We start from the raw sequence: 18911 nt of genomic DNA, 5'->3' as shown, positions 1-18911 counted from the left end.
TGTCTATCCTTTGGTCGGCACGGGATTAAAAATGCGGGTATTGAGCCAGATTGCCAGCAGGATTATGGTGCCGGTGGCAATTTGGGTATAAAACGGCGATATATGCGACAGGATCAGTCCGTTTTGGATTACGGCAATGGACAGGGCCCCCAGCAGGGTACCGATAATGGTGCCGAATCCGCCGAACAGGCTGGTGCTGCCGAGCACCACCGCGGCGATAACCTGCAGCTCGAATCCCTCGCCCTGGTTGGAGGAACCGCTGCCCAGGCGGGCGGTAATAATCATTCCCGCCAGCGCGGCGCTCATGCCGCTTAGCACATACACCCACAGGGTGGTGGCGCGGGTATTGACCCCCGCGCGCCTGACTCCTTCGGTGTTGGAGCCGATGCCGGTGACATAACGGCCGAAACGGGTGTGATTAAGCAAAACATGCCCGCAAAGCAGGGCCAGCACGCCCAGGATGGCCGGCAAGGGCAACCCTATCACCCATGCCCGTCCCAGCAGGGTAAAAGGGCTATCGGCCGGGATGGGAATGGAATAGCCCTGGGTTATCAGCAGCGCCACGCCGCGCACCACCGCAAGCGTCGCCAGGGTGACGATAAAGGCCGGGATGCCTTCGTAGGCGATAAAATACCCGTTAAGCACGCCTATCATCCCGCCGAGCGCCAGGCCGCCCAGCAGCACCACCGGCCAGGGCAATCCCCAGTTATTCAGGGCAATGGCGGACAGCGCGCCCACCAGGGCCAGGGTGGATCCTACCGACAGGTCGATGCCGCCGGTGGTGATCACAAGCGTCATGGCCGTGGCGACAATGAGCAGCGGCGCGCTCTGGCGAATAATATTCAGCCAGTTGGCGCCGCTGAGGAAGTTATCGGTAATCAGCGCAAACACCACGCAGCAGAACAGGCAAAACAGCGCGATGCTGACCACGCCGGAGTGATTGTGCAGGATGCGTCTTGGCAGGGAGTGCCGGATCATTCGGGTACTGGTCATATTTATCATACTCATGCGGAGATCCCCCGTTAATGGGCGCGGGCGGAATGCGCCTCGAACTTTTCGCCAACGATAAGGTTAACGATTTCCGCCAGGCTGGTATCGGCCACCCGGCGGTCGGCAACATTCGTGCCCTCGTACATCACCATAATGCGATCGCATACCAGGAACAGATCCTGTAAGCGGTGGGTAATCAGGATCACGCTGACCCCGCGGGCGCTGACGCGTTTGATTAACGCCAGAACCGCCTCCACCTCGGCCACCGCCAGCGCGGCGGTCGGCTCATCCATGATCAGCACCTTGGGTTCGAATGCCGCGGCGCGGGCGATGGCGATGGCCTGCCGTTGCCCGCCGGACAGGTTGCGCACCAGCAGACGGGTATCGGGAATGGAAATGCCCAGCCCCTGCAGCATGTCCCGCGCCTCGGCATGCATTCTTTTTTCATCCAGGAACGGCATGCCCAGTAGCCGCGTCTGCGGCTCCCGGCCCATAAATAAATTACCGGCCACATCCACCGTGTCGCACAACGATAAATCCTGATAGACCATTTCGATATGGCAGCGGCGGGCATCGGCGGGCGTGGCGAATCGCTGTTCGCTGCCGTCGATGCGGATGGCGCCGCTGGAGGGGACCACCGCGCCGGATAAAATCTTGGTCAGCGTGGATTTGCCCGCGCCGTTATCGCCGACCAGTCCCAGCACCTCGCCCGGCGCCAGCTTGAGATTGACGCCGCGTAGCGAACGTATGGATCCGTAGGTTTTGGTGATGGCCACCATCTCCACCCGGGGTGGCACCCTCTGTGCTACAGCCATTGATTAACCTCCACTCGTGTTAACAAATACGAAGGGGGGGCATGCCGGCCCGCAGGGCCGTCACGCCGGCGTCGGAAATTGCCGTTATTTTCGGTTTGCATTCCTTTGTAAACCGGTTTACCAAAATAACGGGAATCCACTTTCGCCGCTCCACTCGCAATAACGCGCTGCTCATGGATATTTGTATCGCCATACGCCATCAAGCAGCTTTCATGCCATTCAGGATGGGGCGGGGGCGACATATTGGTGTAATGAACAGGTATTTAACTGTTTTTTAAGATAATAAAAATTATTCGCAACATTGCGATCCCGGACTTGCCGGTCAGGGGGACCGGCGCGGATTACCGCGCCGTGACGCAGGGTTGTGCAGGCATGCGCCGTTATGGTGCAAAAGCGTTAGACCGGGGCATAAGGTTTAACCGAATCGCGGCCAATCCATTCCACCGGGATGCGGGTAACCTGGGCCACCGCCTGGCCGCCGCCAAGCAGCTTCATCATAATCTCAATGGCGGTGCGGCCCAGCAGCCGGGCGGGCTGGCGAATGGTGGACAGCCGCGGGGTGATAAGCTCGGCATAGCTGGCGTCATCGAAGCCGACCAGCGATAGTGCGTCGGGGGCGCTTTGGCCCCGTTGGCGCAGTCCGTCCAGCAGACCCAGCACCAGATAATCACTGGCGGCGAATACCGCGCTCGGCGCATCCGGCAGCGCCAGCAGCCGGTGCAGGGCGGCCTGGCCGAACTCGCGGCTGTAATCGCCATACAGTACCCATTCCGGCGGGCAGCTCAAACCGGCGCGCGCCATCGCCTGCCTGAATCCTTCATGCCGTTCCCGCACGCTCATCAGGGCGTCGGGACCGCCGACAAAGGCGATACGCCGGTGTCCGGCATCAAGCAAATGCTGGGTGGCCAGTATTCCGCCCTGGACATTATCGACAAAGACCTTAGGCACGGCGCTGCCCGGGATATCCTCGTCAATCAGCACGATGCGCTGATGGCCCAGCAACTCCTCGCGCAGCAGGCCGTTATCGGGCCGGTTGGTCGTGAACAGCAGGCCGTCCACCTGGCAGGTATCCAGCCAGCGGATAAACTGACGCTCCTTGTCGGGATTATTGCGGGTAATGCACAGCACCAGGCTGTAGTGGTGTTCAGAGGCCGCCTCTTCCGCCGCATCGGCCAGCTCGGCAAAAAACGGATTGGTAATATCCGGCAGCACCAGGCCGATAGTCTCGCTGCCGCCCTTGCTCAGGCGGCGCGCCAGGCTGTTGGCCCGATAGTCCAGACTGGCAATGGCATCCTCGATACGCGTTATAGTGGCCTGCGGCAGGACGATGCTGTTATTCAGGTAACGCGAAACGGTAGCCTTGGACAGGCCCGCCAGAGAGGCGACATCCGACAGTACGACCCTTTTTTTACCCATCCAGCCCACCGCTGTCAGTGAATCCAGCGGTATTGTTAACACATTTTGGTCAGGCGTTTACAGCCTTTTTTTAGCCGGCGCGGGCTCCCGACTGCTAGCCATAAAAAAATTAGCGCTTGACAAAAAAACGGCGCCGATTAATTGTAATTAACAGTTTACCTGCACCAAAGAGTAACCGGGAGTTATTCCCAAGCCTGTTGGTTCCTGCCGTGAAATAGCCTACATGGACAGGTTATGGTAAGGATTCAGCAGTGACGATGTATGCAAACCCGGCGAAAACAATTTAAGCCCGGGAATGTTTCTTCGCGCTATCAGATATTTGTCCCGCCAAAAAATAATCCTTGATGCGTAACGCGGCTGCCGCTTTACATTTCCCATCATGCCCTGAGCGTTTATTTCCGACGAGGACAACGTTATGTCATTCTATGCCAGTAAAAAAATTATCCGTACTGTAGCATGCTCGCTAAGCGCCGCCGCGCTCGTGGCCGGCGGGGTTTTCTCCGCCGGGGCAATGGCCAAGGACGCGCCGCCCACCTACGCGCTGGTGCAAATTAACCAGCAGGCGTTGTTCTTTAACCTGATGAATAAAGGCGCGCAGGAAGCCGCGAAAGAGAGCGGTAAATCATTGGTCATCTTTAATGCCAACGACAATCCGGTGGCGCAGAATGACGCCATCGAAAACTATATCCAGCAGGGAGTGAAAGGCATCCTGGTGGATGCTATTGATGTCAACGGCATTATGCCCGCCATTAAGGAAGCGGCGGACGCCCATATACCGGTTATCGCCATCGATGCAGTACTCCCGGACGGCCCGCAAAAATCCCAGGTGGGCGTGGATAATGTCAAAGGAGGCCAGATCCTGGGCGATTATTTTACCGATTATGTACAAAAAAATATGAACGGCAAAGCGAAGGTCGGTATTGTCGGCGCCCTGAACTCAGCCATTCAGAATGCCCGGCAGAAAGGTTTTGAAGACGCGATAAAAAAGAATCCGGCGATTACCGTCGCCGATGTGGTGGACGGACGCAATATCCAGGATGATGCCCTGACCGCGGCGGAAAACCTGATCACCGGCAACCCGGATATGACCGCGATTTACGCCACCGGCGAGCCGGCGCTGCTGGGTGCCATGGCGGCGGTGGTCAACCAGGGACGCCAGGGCGATATCAAGGTCTTCGGCTGGGATTTGACCGCCCAGGCGATTGCCGGTATCGATCAGGGGTATGTGGCGGCGGTACTGCAGCAGGATCCGCAGAAAATGGGCGCCGAGGCGTTGAAGGCGCTAAACGCGGTAACCGCCGGCAACAGCGTGGAGAAAAATATCCTGGTACCGGCCGCGGTGGTGACCAAAACCAACGTCGATACCTATCGGCCATTGTTTAAATAACGCCGATCGGATCGGTGTTGATGGTCATGGGTGATAACGCCATTACCCGTACGGCATCCCGGCCCGGGCCGGGATGGATGAACGCGTCCGGTCACGCCAGGATGGCGTCAAGCTCGGCGCGGGTGGGAAACGCGCGCAGCGTACCGCTGCGGCCGATGGTGACTGCCGCCGCCAGGCCCGCGTGCCGCAGGGCGATAGCATCAACCGGCAGGTCGCGCCGCAGCGCGGAGGCCAGCATGGCCGCCAAAAAGGTATCGCCCGCGCCGGTGGTGTCGACGACCCGGCAGGGCGCGGCTTCGGCCCGCAGTTGCCGGCCGTCCCTGAACAATACCGCGCCGTCGGCGCCCAGGGTCATGACCAGGGCGCCGTTGCCGCCGGCCAGCAGGCGCCGTGCGGCGTCGGTCCTGTTTTCCAGGGCGGCGTTGAGCAAACGGGCCTCGACGCTGTTCACCACGGCCAAATCGACCAGCGGCCAGAGCCGGGCGAATTCCGTTTTGACCGGCGAGGGATTAAACACGGTGTATAACCGGCGGCTGCGGCAATATTCAAAAATGGCGCGCGTTTTATCAAAGGAGAAATTACCCTGCTGCAAGACGATATCGCCCGGCCGGGCATCGGCCAGGACGGCAGTTATCTGCGCCAGCGATAACATCCCGGCGGCGGTGGTGGTGGTAATATTGGCGTTATCACCGTCGGCGCTGTTTAAGATAATCGAGGTATCGGTCGCACAATCCAAGGGTTCTTCTGGAAATAATGTTAATGATTCCTGAGCTAATTTATCGCGACACCAGTCACCCTGATGATCGTTGCCGCGGGCGGCGATTAACGTGGTGCTTATTCCGCAGCGGGCCAATATTACGGCCTGATTGGCGCCTTTACCGCCAAGATCCTGCGATATTTTTCGGCCATGGATCGATGCGCCTTTTTCCGGCAGTTCATCGATTTGATAGGTCTGGTCAACGCCCATATTACCCACGACATAGACGTGCATAACTTATTCCTTAGAAGGTGAAACATAATGGCATCTATATCAGCAGAAAAACCAAGCGCAATACAAGATATATTTTCAAGAAACAAAGCGATTATTGGCGTGGTCCATTGCGAAGCCTTTCCCGGCTCGCCACAATATAAAGGCCAGTCTTTTGCTAAAATAATTGATCGCGCGCTCTATGACGCAAAAAGTTATATTGAAGGCGGTGTGCATGGATTAATTGTCGAGAACCACGGCGATATTCCTTTTTCTAAACCCGAGGATATCGGCCCGGAAACGGCGGCGTTAATGTCGGTGATTACCGATCGTATTAAGATGGCATTCGGCGTGCCGCTCGGCATCAATGTATTGGCCAATGCGGCGTTGCCGGCATTGGCCACGGCGTTGGCGGGCGGCGCGGATTTTATCCGGGTCAACCAATGGGCGAACGCCTACATCGCCAACGAAGGTTTTATCGAGGGGGCGGCGGCCAGGGCGCTGCGTTATCGCAGCCTGCTGCGCGCCGAGCATATCCGGGTATTTGCCGACAGCCATGTAAAACACGGCAGCCATGCCATTGTCGCCGATCGCTCCATCCAGGAACTGACCCGCGATGTGGATTTTTTCCAGGCCGACGCGGTGATCGCCACCGGCCAGCGCACCGGCGACAGCGCCACCCTGGAGGAAATTGACGAAATCCGTTCGGCCACGGCGTTGCCGTTGCTGGTCGGGTCGGGCGTCACGCCAGATAACGTAGGACAGATCCTGCAGCGCACCCAGGGGGTGATCGTGGCCAGCACCCTGAAAGTGGGCGGCGTATGGTGGAACGAAGTGGAGCCGGCGCGGGTTAAACATTTTATGGCCGCGGCGCGGGCCGCGCTGGAGGCGTGATCGTGATAAGTTTTAGCGAACAATTGCTGGCGGAACATCAATCCACCTGGCAGGCCATGCAGCAGCATCGTTTTGTCACCGATATCGGGCAGGATCGGCTGCCGGCGCGGGTGTTTAACCAGTACCTGGTGTTTGAAGGCGATTTTGTCGCCACGGCCATCGGCATTTTTGCCCTGGCGGTGAGCAAGGCGCCTGGCATCCGCCAGCAGCGCTGGCTGGTGGGCGTGCTAAACGCGCTGGTGGACGAGCAGATGGGCTATTTTGAGGACGTGCTGGCAAGGCGCGGCATCGATATTAACAACTACAGGCGCGATGTGCCGGCGGTCGCCCGTTTTCGCGACGGTATGCTGGCGGCGGCGCGGCAGGGGGGCTATGCGGATATTATTACCCTGATGTTCGGCGCCGAGTGGATGTATTACGCCTGGTGTCGGCGCGTCAGCGAGTCGGCGCAGTCGGACGCCGATTTGCGCCATTGGGTGGAGATGCATGCCGCCGAGGCGTTTTTTGCCCAGGCGCGCTGGTTAAAAGAGGAATTGGACGCCCTCGCCGCGGCCCTGCCGGAGACGGAGCGCCGGCGCCTTTCCGCCCTTTACCGCCAGGTGCTGGTGTGGGAAATTGATTTTCACGAGGCGGCGTATACCCAATAAGGCAGGGAAACAACGCCGGGTGGTTGCCCGGCGTTGGGTAGGGCGGCTTTGCGCCATCACCCGACGGAGGTTACCGGATGATGTTTGCGCGCCAGGATCGGCTTGAGAAAACGCGCGGTATGCGAGGTTTCACAGGCCGCCACCGTTTCCGGCGTGCCGGAGATCAGGATTTCGCCGCCGCCGTTGCCCCCTTCCGGACCCAAATCGACAATCCAGTCCGCGGTTTTAATCACGTCCAGGTTATGCTCGATAACCACGATGGTATTGCCCTGATCGCGCAGCTGGTGCAGTACCGCCAGCAGCTGTTCGATATCGGCAAAATGCAACCCGGTGGTGGGTTCGTCAAGGATATACAGCGTCTGCCCGGTGCCGCGTTTCGACAGTTCGCGCGCCAGCTTCACGCGCTGCGCCTCGCCGCCGGACAACGTGGTCGCCGACTGGCCCAGCCGGATATAGGACAGGCCCACGTCGATCAGGGTTTGCAGCTTGCGCGCCAGTGCGGGCACCGCGTCAAAAAACTCGCGGGCGTCCTCGATGGTCATATCCAGCACCTCGTGGATATTTTTACCCTTATACTTCACTTCCAGGGTTTCACGGTTGTAGCGCTGCCCTTTGCACTGATCGCAGGGCACGTAGATATCCGGCAGAAAGTGCATTTCCACTTTTATCACCCCGTCGCCCTGGCAGGCTTCGCAACGTCCGCCGCGCACGTTAAAACTGAAACGCCCCGGCGTATAACCGCGGGTACGGGATTCAGGCACGCCGGCAAACAGTTCACGCACCGGCGTGAATACGCCGGTATAGGTCGCCGGGTTGGAGCGCGGCGTGCGCCCGATGGGGCTTTGGTCGATATCAATGACCTTATCGAAATGTTCCAGGCCCTGGATATCGCGATAAGGGGCGACCTCGGTGGTGGTGGCGCCGTTGAGCTGGCGCTGCGCCACCGGGAACAGCGTGTCATTGATAAGCGTCGATTTACCGGAACCCGAGACGCCGGTGATGCAGGTAAACAGGCCCACCGGCAGGGTCAGCGTAACATCCTTGAGGTTATTGCCCCGAGCGCCGATAAGCTTCAGCACCTTGGTGGGGTCGGCCGGTATGCGGTGTTCGGGGATGGCGATTTCCCGCTTGCCGCTTAGGAACTGGCCGGTCAGCGAGGCCGGATTGGCCATGATCTGCTCGGCGGTGCCTTCCGCGACGATTTCGCCGCCGTGCACCCCCGCGCCCGGGCCGATATCGATAATATGATCCGCCGACCGGATGGCGTCTTCGTCATGTTCGACCACAATCACCGTATTGCCGAGGTTGCGCAAATGAATAAGCGTTTCCAGCAGGCGTTCGTTATCGCGCTGGTGCAGCCCGATGGACGGTTCGTCCAGCACATACATCACCCCCACCAGGCCGGCGCCGATCTGGCTGGCCAGGCGGATGCGCTGCGCCTCGCCGCCGGACAAGGTTTCCGCCGAGCGGGACAGCGAGAGGTAGTTCAGGCCCACGTTCACCAGGAATTTCAGTCGATCGCGGATCTCCTTGAGGATTTTGTCCGCAATCTGCGCGCGCTGGCCGCTGAGTTTCATCTCATCAAAGAACCCCAGCGCATTGCCGATGCCCATATCGGAAATGGTCGGCAGGGTGGTGTTTTCCACAAACACATGGCGCGCCTCGCGCCTGAGGCGGGTGCCGCCGCAGCTGGCGCAGGGCCGGTTGCTGATATATTTCGCCAGTTCCTCGCGCACCGCCGAGGATTCGGTTTCCTTATAGCGGCGCTCCATGTTCGGCAGCACGCCTTCGAAAGGATGGCGCCTGACCGAGCTGTCGCCGCGATCGTTGATATACCTGAACTCAATGGTTTCCTTGCCGGAGCCGAACAGGATTTTTTGCTGTACCGAGGCGTCCAGCGCGTTGAACGGCGCTTCCACATCGAACTTATAATGATCCGCCAGGGAGCGCAGCATTTGGAAATAGTAAAAGTTGCGCCGATCCCAGCCGCGAATGGCGCCGCCCGCCAGCGAGATTTCCTCGTTCTGCAATACACGTTCCGGATCGAAGTATTGCTGCACGCCCAGTCCGTCACAGGTGGGGCAGGCGCCGGCCGGGTTATTAAATGAGAACAGCCGGGGTTCCAGCTCCGGCATGCTATAACCGCAGATCGGGCAGGCAAAGTTGGCCGAAAACAGCATCTCCTCGGCATCGCCGCCGTCCATCTCGGCCACCACCGCCGTGCCGCCTGACAGGCCGAGCGCGGTTTCAAACGATTCCGCCAGGCGCTGGGCCAGATCTTCGCGCACCTTGAACCTGTCGACCACCACTTCGATGGTGTGTTTCTTTTGCAGTTCCAGTTTGGGCGGATCGGAGAGATCGCATACTTCGCCGTCGATGCGGGCGCGGATATAGCCCTGGGTGGCCAGGCCTTCCAGGGTTTTGCTGTGCTCGCCTTTGCGGTCTTTGACGATCGGCGCCAGCAGCATCAGGCGCTTGCCCTCCGGCTGTGACAGCACGTTATCCACCATCTGGCTGACGGTTTGCGCCGCCAGCGGCACGTCGTGATCGGGACAGCGCGGCTCGCCGACGCGGGCGAACAGCAGGCGCAGGTAGTCGTGGATTTCGGTAATCGTCCCGACGGTTGAGCGCGGGTTATGCGAGGTGGATTTCTGCTCGATGGAAATAGCGGGGGACAACCCCTCGATATGGTCGACATCCGGTTTTTCCATCAGCGACAGGAACTGGCGGGCATAAGCGGACAGCGATTCGACGTAGCGGCGCTGCCCTTCGGCATACAGGGTGTCGAACGCCAGCGAGGACTTGCCGGAGCCGGACAGGCCGGTAATCACTATGAGCTTGTCGCGGGGAATAATCAGACTAATGTTTTTCAGATTGTGGGTACGCGCACCCCGAACTTCGATCTTATCCATTCAACTTAATCCCGACACCGGATGAATATTTGCCGCCGGTGATGCCTGCAACGACACACCTGGCGCGAAACGGACAATTATGACACAAAAAAAGCTGAACGAATATCCAGTATTGATTGTAACGCTGAACTCTGCATTCATCGGGCTGCGATCGCAGCCGCAATGATTTTCACCCGTGTCCTTTGGGCATTTGCGTGGTAAACTTTACCGATTACACTTACGTAAACGTTTAAGTAAAACATCTTATCAGGAGAGTCGACATGGCCAGCAGAGGCGTTAATAAAGTGATTCTAGTCGGAAATCTGGGCCAGGATCCGGAAGTCCGCTACATGCCGAACGGTGGCGCCGTGGCCAACATGACTCTGGCCACTTCCGAGAGCTGGCGCGACAAGCAGACCGGCGAGACCAAGGAAAAAACGGAATGGCACCGCGTGGTGCTGTTCGGCAAGCTGGCGGAAGTGGCCGGCGAATATCTGAAAAAAGGGTCGCAGGTCTATATCGAAGGCGCGTTGCAAACGCGTAAATGGACCGATCAGGGCGGCCAGGAACGTTACACCACCGAAGTCGTGGTTAACGTCGGCGGCACCATGCAGATGCTGGGCGGCCGCCAGGGCGGCGGCGCGGCGGGTGCCGGCGCGGGCGGCGGCCAGCAGGGCTGGGGCCAGCCGCAGCAGCCGCAGGGCGGCAACGCGCAGTTCAGCGGCAATCCGGGCGGCGCGGCGCCGGCAGCGCCCGCGGCCAGTCGTCCCGCCGCGCAGAATAATGCGCCGGCCGCGGGCAATGAGCCGCCGATGGATTTTGACGACGATATCCCGTTTTAAGTGTGCCGTTTTTCTTTGTAAATCAAGTGGTTAATTCGAGTTATTGAATTAATCATAGGCTGTTGGAGTGCCTATTGCAAGCCTGACTTATCCTTACCCAGTAATGGGTTTGAACCTCGAAAGAGGGAGGGGGAGTGTAGCATGTCAGGAAAAGGCTGGTTGCGGGGAAATAACCTACTTTGCGCCAGCCATTGCAAATCCCATATGGTTAAGCCTGATTGGTTGAATCATAGTTCATAGTGGGTTTCGGGATATCGATGGCTCACGGTTATTTAGGAGTCATACCAATATTTATAGTAATTATTTTTAGAAGGTTACTATATCCAACAATGTTGGCACCTGCTCGGTGAGAGTGGTAATTGAACGTAAGTGAAACCTAAGTGGGATGCACCTTGACTACAAAGAAATACGGGATTACCTAAGTTGGTTAAGTAATTAACCAATATGGTAACGGAGACTCCGTAGTACCCAACGTAGCTCTGTAATGGAGTCGCAATTGGCTAACCAATCTGAAAAATATATATAAATTGATAAGTAATTATCAGTGAAACTATATTCGTAAGGGGGAAGGGAGTCAGTTGGATCTATACTAATAGAAGCGGGGTTCGATAGTCAGTGCTATCACAGAGAACACTCAATGCTCTAAATGGTATAAACAAAGCCAGTATACAAGGTTATAAGATCAAGAAACTGCATAAAATTATGTGCAGTAATAAAGATCTTTGGGCACAGGCCTATGCTAATATTTATTCTAATCAGGGAGCCATGACAAGAGGAATAAATAACAATACGATGGATGGAATGAGTGTGGACAGGATTATTAGTCTTATTCACCTCATAGAGTCCGGTTCGTACATACCCAAACCTTGTAAGCGCACGCACATACCCAAAGATGCCCGAAAGCCGAATGGAAAGAAACGTCCATTAGGTATTCCAACCGGAGACGATAAATTAATACAGGAAGTAATGAGAATGTTATTGGAAGAAATCTATGAACCGGTTTTTAGCGACTGGAGCTATGGATTCAGGCCTAAGCGTTCCTGTCATTCTGCATTAAAAGAAATCAGAAACGGTTGGAAAGGAACAAAATGGGTATGTGATGTTGATATCAAAGGTTACTTCGACAACATTGACCACGATCTGCTGCTGAAATTCCTGAGCAAGCGGATCGCTGATAACAAATTTCTGGCGCTTCTCAAGAAGTTCCTGAAAGCTGGCTATCTGGACAACTGGCGTTACTTTGGCACTCATAGCGGAACACCACAAGGTGGCATTATCTCCCCTATTCTTGCCAATGTATTTCTCCACGAGCTTGATGAATTTATGAAAAATAGAATCACCGAGTTCGGCAAAGGAGGACGGAGGAAACCCAATCCCATATACAGAAGAGCACTACAAAACCGGACAAATCGTATTAAATGGATCAGGCAAGGTTTCGGCGCTTCAGGAATGCCTGCTGATGAGCAGAAAATCCAAAAGTGGAAACAGGAAGCGGATGAACTGGAGAAACAATTGCGCACACTATCCAGTGTTATTATGGATGATACTGAATTCAAAAGAATGCGGTATGTTCGATATGCTGATGATTTTCTGATTGGAGTGATAGGAAGTAAAGGTGAGGCAAAAAAAATAATGGAAGAGGTTGTCTATTTTGTTGAATCCGAACTTCATCTGGAAATATCAAAGGAAAAATCCGGCATTATTGACCCAAAGAAAGGATTCACTTTTCTCGGTTAAGAAAAAAAACACGCCGTGAAAGAAAACAGGTCAAATGTGTTGTAGGGCTTAATACAGATGGAAGTAAAACTCATGCGGTAAAACGTACGATAACGGAACACGTCCATCTGGGTGTACCGAGGGAAAGAATCCTGAAATTCTGCTCTCTACGTGGCTATGGGAATTACGATGGCGGATATGGTAATAGTGCTGGTCGGCCAGCAATGATGCACATGTCTGACTATGAAATCATTAGTCAGTACAACGCTGAAATGCGCGGCTACGCGAATTACTACAATCTTGCCCCCGTTCTCTATCTCAATAAGTTGCATTGGATATGGGAAAACAGTCTTTATAATACGCTGGCAGGTAAGCATCGGATATCTCGCACCAAAATCGCGCGGCGGTTAAGGCAAGCGGATGGCAGGTATGTTTATCGGGAAAATCGTAATGGAAAGGTATATGAGTTGGAGGTATTTAGACTCAAAAACAGGAGTGCGCCCAAACACAGTTCACCGGATATATTGCCGAATACGTATAAATATTCTGGCAGAACTGAATTGCTGGACAGGATGGCTGCATGCCAATGTGAATATTGCGGTACCAGAACCGGCCCTTTTGAAGTCCACCATGTGAGGAAACTTAAGGATATCAAGTCGGGTACAGATAACTGGAAGACGCTGATGATTGCCCGTAACAGGAAAACATTAGTGATGTGCCGGATCTGTCACGTCAACCTTCACAGAGGAACACTGCCAGACCGAAGAAGCTTTGTTTGATCCAATGGAGAGCCGGATGCATAGAAATGTGCAAGTCCGGTTCGGTGGGGGGGTAACGGCTAATCCGTCAGGACGCACGTACCCTACCCAACTAGCTACCCAGCCCATCTTGCCACATCCAGGCTTAAAACCCCCGCATCGCGGGGGTTTTGTATTTTCGTCGTCACTCAGCGCTAAGCCGAACCGGGGGACGTGATATCCGCTGATGAAATCCGCCACTGGCCGTCATGACGTGTGGCGGCGGAATGTATCCTGCTAGCGACGGGACGACGGTGCGTAGAACGGTGCGCGCGGCGTTTCCTGCGCCAGATAATCGCGGTAAAAATCTTTTACATGCGGGAATACGGCCTTGCCCAGCTCGCGCCGGGCCTGCTCGTCCGCGCTGCGCGGCGCGGCCAGCTTTTGCGCGATATCATTGAGCACGGCGGCGCGATCGACCCGGGTAAACCGCCCCCGATGGCAGACTTCCTCGCCCTGGATGAATACGCTCTCGATATCCTTGGCGCGCGCCCGCTGCACCAGCACATCCAGCAGGGGAATATCCTCATCCTGATACGGCCAGGTGATACTTTGCCAATCGAACAGCACCGCATCCGCCAGTTTTCCCGGCTCCAGCCGGCCGATCCGCCCGGCAAAGGGGGTGGTTTTTGCCCCGCCCTCGGTGGCCATGCGCACGATCTCACCACAGGACGGCACTTCATCCTCCTCCATGCCGGGCACGCGGTGAACCCGTAGCGCCAGGCGCATCTCCTGCAGCATATCGCGATCTTCGTTAATTCCCGCCTCATCCAGCCCCAGGCCGACGGTCAGCCCATGGCGGCGGAAGGCGTTCAGCGGCGCGACGCCGCTGCGCAGGCGCAAATTAGAACTGCAGTTATGGCAAACGCAGGTTCCCGTCGCCGCCGCCAGTTCAATATCGGCCTCGTTCAGCCAAACGCCATGTCCCAGGGTCAGCGATGGTCCCAGCAGGCCCAGCTTGTGCAGGTGCGCCAGTGCCGTGGTGCCGGTGCGTCTACGGGCATATTCCCGCTGGTAGGCGGTTTCGACCAGATGCATATGCATCGGCACGCCGGCGTTATCCGCCTCCGCTTTGATCGCCTGTAACCCTTCGTCGCTGCACCAGTGCAGGTTGGCGGGCGCCAGTTGAATACGGGTCAGCGATTGGCCGCTATTATCTGCCGCCAGCATGCGGAACAGTTTGAGGTGATCGCCCAGCGGCAGCCGCTGTTTTTTCAAATGAGCAGCCAACTGCGGCTGGATTTCAGCCGGCACGCGGGCCACAAACCGTTCATCGGCTTCATAGACCAGCAGATTCTGCTCACGCACCGCGAAGCTGTAGGAGGCGCGCATGCCTATCTCACGGTAGGCGGCAAGCACCGCGCCAGCCGCCTGATGTATCGTCTCCAGCGTGCCGGGGCGCCAGCCGTGGATATGCTGTACGGTGGTGATGCCGGAGGCGATCATCTCAAAAGCGGAATAAAGCGTATCCAGCCGCAAATCCACCTCGCGCGCGCCCATGCGGCTGGCAAACCACAGTTCCAGCGCATAATCGGGCGAACCCAACTGCAGCGGGGTTAAGCCCACATGATGATGGCTGTTGACAAATCCCGGCATCAGCACGTGTTGCATGGACCCGTAGCGGCGGACCTGGGGATATTTATGGATCAAATCATCGGCATTGCCGATGTCCTCTATAACACCGTCTTTTTGGTAAAGCGCGCCCCGTTCCACCGCGATCGGGCGACCATCGTCGCCGATCCCCTGGATCAGCGTGCCTGCTAATATCAGTGACTCAGACATAAGGATATCCTGTAGCTGTAAAATTAACGCACCCAACCATGCGGCACGGGCCCAAACAAATCGTCGCGCCGATCGTTGAAATAGCGCATTTGCTGACGAAGCTGACTGAATTGCCGGTAATCCAGCGTTGCGTTCACTTCCCCCGCCCCAAGGTGGCGAGGGCGGTGCGCCAGCAGCGTGCCGTCGGCGTTGATCACACACGACTCGCCGTAATTATCCGTCGCTATTTCGTCCAGCCATTCCTCGCCCACTTTATTGGCGCAAACGACTATCAGGCCGTTCTCTTTGGCATGGGTACGCAATTCGCCGAGGAAGAAGGCTGCGTCATCGCCGCCGCTGCCGGCGACGGGAACAATGACCACCTCAACCCCCGCCTGGCGCAGCGCGCGCCAGCATTCAGGAAAGCGGCGGTCATAACAGATCAAAATCGCACAGCGCCAGCCTTCAATAGCGAACCTTTGCAGTCCGTCGCCCGGCGTGAAATGCGCGGCCTCGTCATAGCCGGGCGGCGGATAGTCGCTGGCCGGCAAATGCAGCTTCCTGGCCAGGGCGCCGTCGCCCAGCCTTTTCCCCAGGCGGTCAAAACCGATAACGGCGTTGTGGTAACAGCCGGTTTGGCTATCGTGCTCATAGAGCGGCAATAAAATAGCGCATCCCAGCCGCTGGGCCAGCGCCGCGCACCATCCGGCGCTCTCGCCCCGGACGGATTCGGCCCAGTGGCGATATTTTTTCGCCGGCGCGGCGCAAAAATAGGGCGTCAGCGCCAGCTCGGGCAGCGCCACCAGCCGTGCGCCGGCTTGAGCGGCGCGGGTAATGGCCGCCTCCAACTGCCGGCGATTAAGCGCCAAATCTTCGCCGCCCGGCGGCATTTGCAGCGCGGCCACCGGCAGGTAGGGTGATATCATCAGCCCACCTCCTGTTCGGCAAAGGCGCGATCGACTTCATCGCGCAGCAAATCGATAAGATGGTCGCTGAGCTGATGAAACAGGGGGCTTTTGGGGTCGCGCGGCCGCGGGAGATCGATGGGAATGATTTCTTTGATGCCGCCCGGACGCGCGGTAAAGACCACCACGCGATCGGCCAGCGCCACGGCTTCATCAATATGATGGGTGACAAAAATCATCGATACGCCGGTTTGACGCCATATGCGGATAAGGAAGTCCTGCATCTTCGCCCGCGTTTGCACATCCAATGCCGCAAAGGGTTCATCCAGCAGCAGCGCCTCGGGATTCAGCGCCAGCGCCCTGGCCATCGCCACCCGCTGGCGCATGCCGCCGGATAACTGATCGGGCCGTTTCTGCGCGGCATCGGCGAGGCCGACGTTTTGCAAGATGGACTGCGCCCGTTTCAGCCTTTGCTCTTTCGACATACCCTGCATCTTCAGGCCGAAGGCGACATTTTCCGCAACCGAAAGCCAGGGATAGAGCGACGCTTCCTGGAAGACAAATCCGCGATCGGTGCCCGGTTGCGATACCTCGGCGCCGCCGCAGCGGATTGAGCCTTCGCTGACCGATTCCAGCCCGGCTATCATATACAGCAGGGTGCTTTTACCGCAGCCGCTGGGCCCAAGCAGCACGACAAACTCTCCGCGCGCCACCTGCAAATCGACATTTTTCAGCGCGACGACAGCGCCGCCTTGCGCGTCGGTCCAGACTTTGCCCACGCTATTGCAATCAATCAGCGGCGGCTGGGGGAGGGTATTTTGCGTCATTTCTGGCCTCCGGCGCGGTTGTCAGGTACCCAGTAAAGGAGCTTTTTCTGCACATAGCGCAACAGCAGATCGAAAACAAATCCGGTAATGCCGATGATGGTCATGGTGAAAAACGACAGGCTGGAATTGAAGGTATTGCGCGCCTGCATGACGATTTGCCCCAACCCGCTGCCAACGCCTGTCGCCTCAGCCACCAGCACAATCATCCAGGCGCCGAACAGGTTCATGCGCAGTACGAAAAATAACGCGGGCAGAATGGCGGGGATAATGACGTAACGGAAGGTTTGCGCCCGGGTGGCCCCCATAACCGCCGCCACGTTGAGATGCGTTTTGCTCACGCTCTCAATCTGGCTGATAGTGGATACCGTCATGACGAAAAACAGTGATATAAACACCATGAAAATCGCCGGCGGATTGCCGATGCCGAAAATAAAAATGGCCACCGGCAGCCAGGCGATAGGCGAAATAGGCGCCAGCAGGGTGATGGTCGGCAATACCAACTTGCCGAACAGACGGAAATAGCAAATAGCCAGGCCACACACCAAACTCAGGATGAAACCCAGAGCCAGCCCCGCCATCACGCGGCCCACCGTGGCGAGGATGGTTTTTCCCAACGACAGTAACGCGGTGTCGTCAGTGACCTGCCCGATAACATCGGTCGGGATAAAATATTGCGCCTGCTGGGCGAAATTCGCCAGGAAGATATGTGGCGGCGGCAACAACAGCGGATTTAATCCCCCAAAAGCCCAGCACGCTTCCCAGATCCCGGCAAACAAGGCGACGGAAGCCACGCCCCAGCCGAGGCGAGAGAAAAACGCCGGCCAGCCGCGGCGGCGGGTTTTCCTGACAGGAGGAATGATCCCGACCGGTGAGACACCGGCGGTTTTTACCGGTTTTTGCAGGGTATTCACCTTCATGCGCTTTTCAGCTCCAGCGAACCATATAAGTCGGGATTCTCCTTAATCACCTCATTGAGCAATGACCAGTCGAAGATATCCGCTCCTGGTACCTTCTGGATGTAACGCAGCTCTTTCAGGTTATTGGCGCGCTGCAGGATAAAATCCTGGTTCTGCCGCTGGTCTATCATCGCCGGCTGTTTGGCGGCGGCGTCCAGGGTGGCTTCGTAGCTGGTCTTGAAATATTTGCCCACGGTATCCTTGACCGCCGAGGCGCGGTCGGTCTCTTCCTGATGCTGGCCGATCATCATGCCCTTGATAAGCGCCTTCACCGCCTCGCGATTTTCCGCCAGCACGGAGGAGCGTACCGCCAGCACGCAATCGCTATAGTTCTTGCCATAGATGTCGACGCCGTCGGAAAGCCGTACTGCGCCAGGGCGCGCCTGCAATGCCTGGGTAGCATAAGGTTCGATATGGCACATGGCGTCGATATTGCCGTTGATAAACGCCTGGGCCAGTTCCGGGGAGGTGCCGAAGTAGCGCACTTTGACGTCGGCAAAGCCCATGCCCGCTTTTTTCAGATAGTCATAAGGCAGCATTTCCAGCGTATCCGCCTGGAAGGTGCCCAGCGTCTTGCCGCGCAGCTTTTCGGCGGAATCGATGCCCTGCTGGCTGACGATTACGCAGCCCTGCACGCCTGAGCCGGCGACGATCTTGATTGGCGCGCCCTGGGCGAAAAGCGTAATAAAGTTGGTGTAGGGGACTACCGTCACATCCACCAGCCCGGCGCCGAACAAGGCGGCTATATCGGCGTTAGTCGGCGTGGTGACAAAATCCAGCGCGACGTTTTTCGCCAGCCCGCGTTCCTTGACCAGGAAGAAGGGACAGTTGCATAAGCCCGTCCCATGGGTGGCCTTAAAGGTGGTGATATCCGCCGCCAGGGCGGGGGTGCTGATAAGGTATTTGCCCAACGCCAGGCCGCCGGCCGCCAGCGCGCTGTGTTTCAGGAAATGGCGGCGATTGATATCAAAGCCATTAAGCCGCGGAAAAACCCGTTTTGTTGACATGATGTTTGTCTCCTGGTGTTGATAAAAGAGCGAACGAACCCCTGCCTGCAAGGCATAATGTCCAGTGGATGGCTGTCGCGGCCTGGTGGCAGG

Annotated in this window: 14 protein-coding genes and 1 pseudogene; 5 read left to right on the top strand and 10 right to left on the bottom strand. The window is 57.2% G+C overall.

The genetic code is table 11. The features are described from left to right. Window positions 1-3: 3 nt before the first annotated feature. The 3 genes from ACL2XN_RS16250 to ACL2XN_RS16240 form a co-directional block, all read right to left on the bottom strand. The gene (locus ACL2XN_RS16250; protein WP_410016659.1) at window positions 4-999 is read right to left on the bottom strand and encodes an ABC transporter permease; all 996 of its coding nucleotides are present in this window, start codon (window positions 997-999) and stop codon (window positions 4-6) included. 23 nt (window positions 1000-1022) lie between these two features. Then, entirely contained in the window at window positions 1023-1769 is a 747-nt protein-coding gene (locus tag ACL2XN_RS16245; RefSeq protein WP_410016658.1) for an ATP-binding cassette domain-containing protein, read from the bottom strand. Between the two features lie 432 nt (window positions 1770-2201). Next, window positions 2202-3221, bottom strand: a complete 1020-nt coding sequence (locus ACL2XN_RS16240; RefSeq protein WP_410012606.1) for a LacI family DNA-binding transcriptional regulator — start codon at window positions 3219-3221, stop codon at window positions 2202-2204. 415 nt (window positions 3222-3636) lie between these two features. On the opposite strand from ACL2XN_RS16240, the gene ACL2XN_RS16235 reads away from it, so the two are divergent. Next, on the top strand, window positions 3637-4608 hold the full coding sequence (locus tag ACL2XN_RS16235; protein ID WP_410012605.1) for a substrate-binding domain-containing protein: 972 nt from the start codon (window positions 3637-3639) through the stop codon (window positions 4606-4608). Between the two features lie 91 nt (window positions 4609-4699). Here the strand turns inward: ACL2XN_RS16235 and ACL2XN_RS16230 are convergent, their stop codons facing one another. Further along, window positions 4700-5599, bottom strand: coding sequence for a ribokinase (locus ACL2XN_RS16230; protein ID WP_410012604.1), 900 nt, complete (start codon window positions 5597-5599; stop codon window positions 4700-4702). A gap of 27 nt (window positions 5600-5626) precedes the next feature. On the opposite strand from ACL2XN_RS16230, the gene ACL2XN_RS16225 reads away from it, so the two are divergent. Beyond that, complete coding sequence (locus ACL2XN_RS16225; RefSeq protein ID WP_410012603.1) at window positions 5627-6469, top strand: BtpA/SgcQ family protein; 843 nt, start codon at window positions 5627-5629, stop codon at window positions 6467-6469. Between the two features lie 2 nt (window positions 6470-6471). Beyond that, window positions 6472-7116, top strand: a complete 645-nt coding sequence (locus tag ACL2XN_RS16220; RefSeq protein WP_413721852.1) for a TenA family protein — start codon at window positions 6472-6474, stop codon at window positions 7114-7116. Between the two features lie 56 nt (window positions 7117-7172). Here the strand turns inward: ACL2XN_RS16220 and uvrA are convergent, their stop codons facing one another. Next, window positions 7173-10028, bottom strand: coding sequence for an excinuclease ABC subunit UvrA (uvrA, locus tag ACL2XN_RS16215; RefSeq protein WP_410012601.1), 2856 nt, complete (start codon window positions 10026-10028; stop codon window positions 7173-7175). A 260-nt stretch (window positions 10029-10288) separates the two neighbouring features. On the opposite strand from uvrA, the gene ACL2XN_RS16210 reads away from it, so the two are divergent. Both ACL2XN_RS16210 and ACL2XN_RS16205 read left to right on the top strand, forming a co-directional pair. Then, window positions 10289-10849, top strand: coding sequence for a single-stranded DNA-binding protein (locus tag ACL2XN_RS16210; protein ID WP_410012600.1), 561 nt, complete (start codon window positions 10289-10291; stop codon window positions 10847-10849). A gap of 615 nt (window positions 10850-11464) precedes the next feature. Next, window positions 11465-13344: pseudogene (locus ACL2XN_RS16205) on the top strand (reverse transcriptase domain-containing protein). A gap of 255 nt (window positions 13345-13599) precedes the next feature. Here the strand turns inward: ACL2XN_RS16205 and ACL2XN_RS16200 are convergent. From ACL2XN_RS16200 to ACL2XN_RS16180, 5 genes are read right to left on the bottom strand one after another with little or no spacing between them, the layout of a single operon-like run. Further along, complete coding sequence (locus ACL2XN_RS16200) at window positions 13600-15144, bottom strand: amidohydrolase family protein (protein WP_413729081.1); 1545 nt, start codon at window positions 15142-15144, stop codon at window positions 13600-13602. A 23-nt stretch (window positions 15145-15167) separates the two neighbouring features. Next, the gene (locus ACL2XN_RS16195; protein ID WP_413729080.1) at window positions 15168-16049 is read right to left on the bottom strand and encodes a carbon-nitrogen hydrolase family protein; all 882 of its coding nucleotides are present in this window, start codon (window positions 16047-16049) and stop codon (window positions 15168-15170) included. Further along, a complete protein-coding gene (locus ACL2XN_RS16190; protein WP_410012596.1) occupies window positions 16049-16855 on the bottom strand; it encodes an ABC transporter ATP-binding protein in 807 nt (268 codons plus the stop codon). Before ACL2XN_RS16190 ends, ACL2XN_RS16195 begins: the two co-directional genes overlap by 1 nt. Next, window positions 16852-17772: an ABC transporter permease gene (locus ACL2XN_RS16185; RefSeq protein WP_413729078.1), complete on the bottom strand. Its 921-nt coding sequence runs from the start codon at window positions 17770-17772 to the stop codon at window positions 16852-16854. Before ACL2XN_RS16185 ends, ACL2XN_RS16190 begins: the two co-directional genes overlap by 4 nt. Then, the gene (locus ACL2XN_RS16180) at window positions 17769-18818 is read right to left on the bottom strand and encodes an ABC transporter substrate-binding protein (RefSeq protein ID WP_413729077.1); all 1050 of its coding nucleotides are present in this window, start codon (window positions 18816-18818) and stop codon (window positions 17769-17771) included. The genes ACL2XN_RS16185 and ACL2XN_RS16180 overlap by 4 nt, the downstream gene beginning before the upstream one ends. Window positions 18819-18911: the final 93 nt, after the last annotated feature.

Source organism: Sodalis sp. RH22, assembly GCF_047324165.1.
Taxonomy (GTDB): Bacteria; Pseudomonadota; Gammaproteobacteria; order Enterobacterales; family Enterobacteriaceae; genus Acerihabitans.
Note: the sequence above shows the minus strand (reverse complement) of the source record. Positions and strands in the feature narration are given on the sequence as shown.

Excerpts from the sequence above, each read along its gene's own strand:
- ACL2XN_RS16245 (WP_410016658.1), bottom strand. The coding sequence starts at position 1,769 with ATGGTGGCCATCACCAAAACCTACGGATCCATACGTTCGCTACGCGGC.
- ACL2XN_RS16240 (WP_410012606.1), bottom strand. The coding sequence starts at position 3,221 with ATGGGTAAAAAAAGGGTCGTACTGTCGGATGTCGCCTCTCTGGCGGGC.
- ACL2XN_RS16235 (WP_410012605.1), top strand. The coding sequence starts at position 3,637 with ATGTCATTCTATGCCAGTAAAAAAATTATCCGTACTGTAGCATGCTCG.
- ACL2XN_RS16230 (WP_410012604.1), bottom strand. The coding sequence starts at position 5,599 with ATGCACGTCTATGTCGTGGGTAATATGGGCGTTGACCAGACCTATCAA.
- ACL2XN_RS16225 (WP_410012603.1), top strand. The coding sequence starts at position 5,627 with ATGGCATCTATATCAGCAGAAAAACCAAGCGCAATACAAGATATATTT.
- uvrA (WP_410012601.1), bottom strand. The coding sequence starts at position 10,028 with ATGGATAAGATCGAAGTTCGGGGTGCGCGTACCCACAATCTGAAAAAC.
- ACL2XN_RS16210 (WP_410012600.1), top strand. The coding sequence starts at position 10,289 with ATGGCCAGCAGAGGCGTTAATAAAGTGATTCTAGTCGGAAATCTGGGC.
- ACL2XN_RS16200 (WP_413729081.1), bottom strand. The coding sequence starts at position 15,144 with ATGTCTGAGTCACTGATATTAGCAGGCACGCTGATCCAGGGGATCGGC.
- ACL2XN_RS16195 (WP_413729080.1), bottom strand. The coding sequence starts at position 16,049 with ATGATATCACCCTACCTGCCGGTGGCCGCGCTGCAAATGCCGCCGGGC.
- ACL2XN_RS16190 (WP_410012596.1), bottom strand. The coding sequence starts at position 16,855 with ATGACGCAAAATACCCTCCCCCAGCCGCCGCTGATTGATTGCAATAGC.
- ACL2XN_RS16185 (WP_413729078.1), bottom strand. The coding sequence starts at position 17,772 with ATGAAGGTGAATACCCTGCAAAAACCGGTAAAAACCGCCGGTGTCTCA.
- ACL2XN_RS16180 (WP_413729077.1), bottom strand. The coding sequence starts at position 18,818 with ATGTCAACAAAACGGGTTTTTCCGCGGCTTAATGGCTTTGATATCAAT.